Below are 5,496 nucleotides of genomic sequence, written 5' to 3' on the forward strand. Positions count from 1 at the left end.
GCCTCGTCGCGAGCCGTATGTCGACATCCGCACGCAGATCGCCGTCCGCCGCCGCTCCGGCCGAGAGCACCGGAACGGAGGCCTGACCGACATGCTGATCCCCCGTAGGGTCAAGCACCGCAAGCAGCACCACCCCAAGCGCCGCGGCATGGCCAAGGGCGGTACGACGGTCGCGTTCGGCGAGTACGGCATCCAGGCCCTCACTCCGGCGTACGTCACCAACCGCCAGATCGAGGCGGCCCGTATCGCGATGACCCGCCACATCAAGCGTGGCGGCAAGGTCTGGATCAACATCTACCCGGACCGCCCGCTGACCAAGAAGCCCGCCGAGACCCGTATGGGTTCCGGTAAGGGTTCCCCGGAGTGGTGGGTCGCCAACGTTCACCCCGGCCGGGTGATGTTCGAGCTGTCCTACCCGAACGAGAAGATTGCTCGTGAGGCGCTCACCCGCGCTGCTCACAAGCTTCCGATGAAGTGCCGCATCGTTCGGCGCGAGGCAGGTGAGGCGTGATGTCGGCCGGAACCAAGGCGGACGAGCTGCGCGAGCTGGGCAGCGAGGAGCTTCTCGGCAAGCTCCGCGAGGCCAAGGAAGAGCTGTTCAACCTCCGCTTCCAGGCGGCGACCGGGCAGCTTGAGAACCACGGCCGGCTCAAGGCCGTCCGTAAGGACATCGCCCGGATCTACACCCTGATGCGCGAGCGCGAGCTGGGCATCGAGACGGTGGAGAGCGCCTGATGAGCGAGAGCAATGTGACTGAAGAGAACACGGCGAAGGCTGCCACCCGCGGTTTCCGCAAGACCCGCGAGGGTCTCGTCGTCAGCGACAAGATGGACAAGACCGTCGTCGTCGCCGTCGAGGACCGGGTGAAGCACGCGCTGTACGGCAAGGTCATCCGCCGTACCAACAAGCTCAAGGCGCACGACGAGCAGAACGCCGCCGGTGTCGGCGACCGTGTCCTCCTGATGGAGACCCGGCCGCTGTCCGCCACGAAGCGGTGGCGCATCGTCGAGATCCTTGAGAAGGCCAAGTAGGACATTCCCGTCAGGGAATTCCACAGACACAGCCTGAGGGGTCTCCCTCAGGTCGGTTCCGCCAGGCTCGGTGGGGGACGCTCAGCGCCCCCCGCCGGGAACCGGCAGACAAACAGGAGATAGACGTGATCCAGCAGGAGTCGCGACTTCGTGTCGCCGACAACACAGGTGCCAAGGAAATCCTTTGCATCCGTGTTCTCGGTGGCTCCGGTCGCCGCTACGCGGGCATCGGTGACGTCATCGTCGCCACCGTCAAGGACGCGATCCCCGGTGGCAACGTGAAGAAGGGTGACGTCGTCAAGGCGGTCATCGTTCGCACCGTCAAGGAACGCCGCCGCCAGGACGGCTCGTACATCCGCTTCGACGAGAACGCCGCCGTCATTCTGAAGAACGACGGCGACCCCCGCGGCACCCGTATCTTCGGCCCCGTGGGCCGTGAGCTGCGCGAGAAGAAGTTCATGAAGATCATCTCGCTCGCGCCGGAGGTGCTGTAAGCATGAAGATCAAGAAGGGCGACCTGGTTCAGGTCATCACCGGTAAGGACAAGGGCAAGCAGGGCAAGGTCATCCAGGCCATGCCCCGTGAGGACCGCGTCCTGGTCGAGGGTGTCAACCGGGTCAAGAAGCACACCAAGGCCGGTCAGACCGCCCGTGGTTCGCAGACCGGCGGGATCATCACCACCGAGGCCCCTGTCCACGTGAGCAATGTTCAGCTCGTCGTGGAGAAGGACGGCAAGAAGGTCGTGACCCGAGTCGGCTACCGCTTCGACGACGAGGGCAACAAGATCCGCGTTGCCAAGCGGACGGGTGAGGACATCTGATGGCTACCACCACCACTCCGCGTCTCAAGTCGAAGTACCGTGAGGAGATCAAGGACAAGCTGCGTGAGGAGTTCTCGTACGAGAACGTCATGCAGGTGCCCGGTCTCGTCAAGATCGTGGTCAACATGGGTGTGGGCGACGCCGCCCGCGACTCCAAGCTGATCGAGGGCGCCATCAAGGACCTCACCACGATCACCGGTCAGAAGCCGGCCGTCACCAAGGCCCGTAAGTCCATCGCGCAGTTCAAGCTGCGTGAGGGACAGCCGATCGGCGCCCACGTCACACTCCGTGGCGACCGCATGTGGGAGTTCCTGGACCGCACCCTGTCGCTCGCGCTTCCGCGCATCCGCGACTTCCGTGGTCTGTCCCCCAAGCAGTTCGACGGCCGTGGCAACTACACCTTCGGTCTCACGGAGCAGGTCATGTTCCACGAGATCGACCAGGACAAGATCGACCGCGTCCGGGGTATGGACATCACCGTGGTTACCACGGCGACCAACGACGCTGAGGGCCGCGCGCTCCTTCGTCACCTCGGCTTCCCGTTCAAGGAGGCGTGAGCCGTGGCGAAGAAGGCTCTCATTGCCAAGGCCGCCCGCAAGCCCAAGTTCGGCGTGCGCGCGTACACGCGCTGCCAGCGTTGCGGTCGTCCCCATTCCGTGTACCGCAAGTTCGGCCTGTGCCGCGTGTGCCTTCGTGAGATGGCTCACCGCGGCGAGCTGCCGGGCGTGACCAAGAGCTCCTGGTAGTCCCTCCCGGGATTACCTGACGCTCTCGGTAAGCAGAGGGTTGGCGGGAGCCCACCCCTCCATGGCTTAGGCTTGGAGGGTTGGGCGCCTGTCGCCCGTAAGACTTACTACGCCGTAGGTCCCCGTGCCGCACCCGTCCCGCCTCTGTGCGGGGAGAGGGATGGCGCACCAGGAAACCCCGGCGAGAGAGGCCGAAGGCCAATTCATGACCATGACTGATCCCATCGCAGACATGTTGACGCGTCTGCGTAACGCGAACTCGGCGTACCACGACGACGTCGTGATGCCGCACAGCAAGATCAAGTCGCACATCGCGGAGATCCTCCAGCAGGAGGGCTTCATCACGGGCTGGAAGGTCGAGGACGCCGAAGTCGGCAAGAGCCTCGTCCTGGAGCTCAAGTTCGGCCCGAACCGTGAGCGCTCCATCGCGGGCATCAAGCGGATCTCGAAGCCGGGTCTGCGCGTTTACGCGAAGTCCACCAACCTGCCCAAGGTGCTCGGCGGCCTCGGCGTGGCGATCATCTCCACGTCCCACGGCCTCCTCACCGGCCAGCAGGCACAGAAGAAGGGCGTGGGTGGGGAAGTCCTCGCCTACGTCTGGTAGCCGGGAACGGAGGAAAAGCCAATGTCGCGTATCGGCAAGCTCCCCATCCAGGTTCCCGCCGGTGTGGACGTCACCATCGATGGCCGCACGGTCGTGGTGAAGGGCCCCAAGGGGACCCTCTCGCACACCGTCGCCGCGCCGATCGAGATCGCCAAGGGCGAGGACGGCGTTCTCAGCGTCACCCGCCCCAACGACGAGCGTCAGAACAAGGCCCTGCACGGCCTGTCCCGCACGCTGGTGGCGAACATGATCACCGGTGTGACCGAGGGGTACAAGAAGGCGCTCGAAATCAGCGGTGTCGGTTACCGCGTCGCCGCGAAGGGCTCCGCTCTGGAGTTCCAGCTCGGCTACAGCCACTCGATCCCGGTGGAGGCGCCCGAGGGCATCTCCTTCAAGGTCGAGTCGCCGACCAAGTTCTCGGTCGAGGGCATCGACAAGCAGAAGGTCGGCGAGGTCGCCGCGAACATCCGCAAGCTGCGCAAGCCTGACCCGTACAAGGCCAAGGGCGTCAAGTACGCGGGCGAGGTCATCCGCCGCAAGGTCGGAAAGGCGGGTAAGTAAGCCATGGCATACGGTGTGAAGATCGCCAAGGGTGACGCGTACAAGCGCGCCGCCATCAAGCGCCGCCACATCCGCGTCCGTAAGCGCATCTCCGGTTCGCCGGAGCGCCCGCGCCTGGTCGTGACGCGTTCCAACCGCCACATCGTGGCGCAGGTCATCGACGACATCGCGGGCCACACGCTCGCGTCGGCGTCGACGCTGGACACCTCGATCCGCGGTGGTGAGGGCGACAAGAGCGCCCAGGCCAAGCAGGTCGGGGCCCTGGTCGCCGAGCGCGCCAAGGCCGCTGGTGTCGAGGCCGTCGTGTTCGACCGTGGTGGCAACCAGTACGCCGGGCGGATCGCCGCTCTGGCCGACGCCGCCCGCGAGGCCGGGCTGAAGTTCTAGGCCCCGGTTCCGGAGCTAGCGGACGTAACAGAGAGAGGTAGATCCAATGGCTGGACCCCAGCGCCGCGGAAGCGGTGCCGGTGGCGGCGAGCGGCGGGACCGGAAGGGCCGTGACGGCGGTGCGGCTGCCGCCGAGAAGACCGCGTACGTTGAGCGCGTTGTCGCGATCAACCGCGTCGCCAAGGTTGTGAAGGGTGGTCGTCGCTTCAGCTTCACCGCGCTGGTCGTGGTGGGCGATGGTGACGGCACCGTCGGTGTCGGCTACGGCAAGGCCAAGGAGGTGCCGGCCGCCATCGCCAAGGGTGTTGAGGAGGCCAAGAAGCACTTCTTCAAGGTCCCCCGTATCCAGGGCACCATCCCGCACCCCATCCAGGGTGAGAAGGCCGCGGGCGTCGTCCTGCTCAAGCCTGCTTCCCCCGGTACCGGTGTGATCGCCGGTGGCCCGGTGCGCGCCGTTCTGGAGTGCGCCGGCGTCCACGACATCCTGTCGAAGTCGCTCGGCTCCGACAACGCGATCAACATCGTGCACGCGACCGTGGCGGCCCTCAAGGGTCTGCAGCGTCCTGAGGAGATCGCGGCCCGCCGCGGTCTGCCCCTTGAGGACGTCGCCCCCGCGGCTCTCCTGCGTGCACGTGCGGGAGCGGGTGCGTAATGGCCCGCCTCAAGATCACGCAGAAGAAGTCGTACATCGGCAGCAAGCAGAACCACCGCGACACCCTGCGCTCGCTCGGCCTCAAGCGGCTGAACGACGTGGTTGTCAAGGAGGACCGTCCCGAGTTCCGCGGCATGGTGCACACCGTCCGCCACCTCGTGACGGTCGAGGAGGTCGACTGACATGGCGGAAAACAACCCGCTGCGGGTCCACAACCTCCGTCCTGCCCCGGGCGCCAAGACCGCCAAGACCCGGGTGGGTCGTGGTGAGGCGTCCAAGGGTAAGACCGCTGGTCGTGGCACCAAGGGCACCAAGGCCCGCTACCAGGTTCCGGAGCGCTTCGAGGGCGGGCAGATGCCCCTCCACATGCGCCTCCCGAAGCTCAAGGGCTTCAAGAACCCGTTCCGCACCGAGTACCAGGTCGTCAACCTGGAGAAGCTCGCTTCGCTCTACCCCGAGGGTGGCGAAGTCACGGTGGCCGATCTGGTCGCCAAGGGCGCGGTACGCAAGAACCATCTCGTCAAGGTCCTCGGCCAGGGCGAGGTCTCCGTGGCGCTGCAGGTGGCGGTCGACGCCGTCTCCGGTTCCGCCAAGGAGAAGATCGCCGCTGCCGGCGGCACCGTCACCGAACTGGTCTGAGCCAAGTTCAGTGGCTGAACGCTGAATAACCGACCGGGGATGCCTCTCATATGGGG

Annotated in this window: 13 protein-coding genes; all 13 read left to right on the forward strand. The window is 65.9% G+C overall.

Features of this window, described 5'->3' with window-relative positions:
- Positions 1–91: 91 nt before the first annotated feature.
- The 13 genes from rplP (at position 92) to rplO (ending at position 5,440) form a co-directional block, all read left to right on the forward strand.
- On the forward strand, positions 92–511 hold the full coding sequence (rplP, locus tag ACWF94_RS13395) for a 50S ribosomal protein L16 (protein WP_053727610.1): 420 nt from the start codon (positions 92–94) through the stop codon (positions 509–511).
- Positions 511–735, forward strand: a complete 225-nt coding sequence (gene rpmC / locus ACWF94_RS13400) for a 50S ribosomal protein L29 (RefSeq protein WP_453487481.1) — start codon at positions 511–513, stop codon at positions 733–735. Before rplP ends, rpmC begins: the two co-directional genes overlap by 1 nt.
- Positions 735–1,031: a 30S ribosomal protein S17 gene (gene rpsQ / locus ACWF94_RS13405; protein WP_453487482.1), complete on the forward strand. Its 297-nt coding sequence runs from the start codon at positions 735–737 to the stop codon at positions 1,029–1,031. The genes rpmC and rpsQ overlap by 1 nt, the downstream gene beginning before the upstream one ends.
- Positions 1,032–1,156: 125 nt before the next feature.
- Complete coding sequence (rplN, locus tag ACWF94_RS13410) at positions 1,157–1,525, forward strand: 50S ribosomal protein L14 (RefSeq protein WP_003956455.1); 369 nt, start codon at positions 1,157–1,159, stop codon at positions 1,523–1,525.
- Between the two features lie 2 nt (positions 1,526–1,527).
- A complete protein-coding gene (gene rplX / locus ACWF94_RS13415) occupies positions 1,528–1,851 on the forward strand; it encodes a 50S ribosomal protein L24 (protein ID WP_453487483.1) in 324 nt (107 codons plus the stop codon).
- Complete coding sequence (gene rplE, locus ACWF94_RS13420; protein WP_453487484.1) at positions 1,851–2,408, forward strand: 50S ribosomal protein L5; 558 nt, start codon at positions 1,851–1,853, stop codon at positions 2,406–2,408. Before rplX ends, rplE begins: the two co-directional genes overlap by 1 nt.
- 3 nt (positions 2,409–2,411) lie before the next feature.
- Positions 2,412–2,597: a type Z 30S ribosomal protein S14 gene (locus ACWF94_RS13425; protein ID WP_003956452.1), complete on the forward strand. Its 186-nt coding sequence runs from the start codon at positions 2,412–2,414 to the stop codon at positions 2,595–2,597.
- A gap of 205 nt (positions 2,598–2,802) precedes the next feature.
- The gene (gene rpsH / locus ACWF94_RS13430; RefSeq protein ID WP_453487485.1) at positions 2,803–3,201 is read left to right on the forward strand and encodes a 30S ribosomal protein S8; all 399 of its coding nucleotides are present in this window, start codon (positions 2,803–2,805) and stop codon (positions 3,199–3,201) included.
- Positions 3,202–3,222: 21 nt separating this feature from the next.
- A complete protein-coding gene (gene rplF, locus ACWF94_RS13435) occupies positions 3,223–3,762 on the forward strand; it encodes a 50S ribosomal protein L6 (RefSeq protein ID WP_453487486.1) in 540 nt (179 codons plus the stop codon).
- Between the two features lie 3 nt (positions 3,763–3,765).
- Positions 3,766–4,149: a 50S ribosomal protein L18 gene (gene rplR / locus ACWF94_RS13440; protein ID WP_329022220.1), complete on the forward strand. Its 384-nt coding sequence runs from the start codon at positions 3,766–3,768 to the stop codon at positions 4,147–4,149.
- A gap of 46 nt (positions 4,150–4,195) precedes the next feature.
- A complete protein-coding gene (rpsE, locus tag ACWF94_RS13445; protein WP_005313527.1) occupies positions 4,196–4,801 on the forward strand; it encodes a 30S ribosomal protein S5 in 606 nt (201 codons plus the stop codon).
- On the forward strand, positions 4,801–4,983 hold the full coding sequence (gene rpmD, locus ACWF94_RS13450) for a 50S ribosomal protein L30 (protein ID WP_073792865.1): 183 nt from the start codon (positions 4,801–4,803) through the stop codon (positions 4,981–4,983). Before rpsE ends, rpmD begins: the two co-directional genes overlap by 1 nt.
- A 1-nt stretch (position 4,984) precedes the next feature.
- Positions 4,985–5,440 (forward strand): 50S ribosomal protein L15, encoded by a 456-nt coding sequence (gene rplO, locus ACWF94_RS13455; RefSeq protein ID WP_453487487.1) that lies wholly within the window; start codon positions 4,985–4,987, stop codon positions 5,438–5,440.
- The last annotated feature ends 56 nt before the right edge of the window (positions 5,441–5,496 follow it).

Source organism: Streptomyces sp. NPDC055078 (assembly GCF_053607985.1).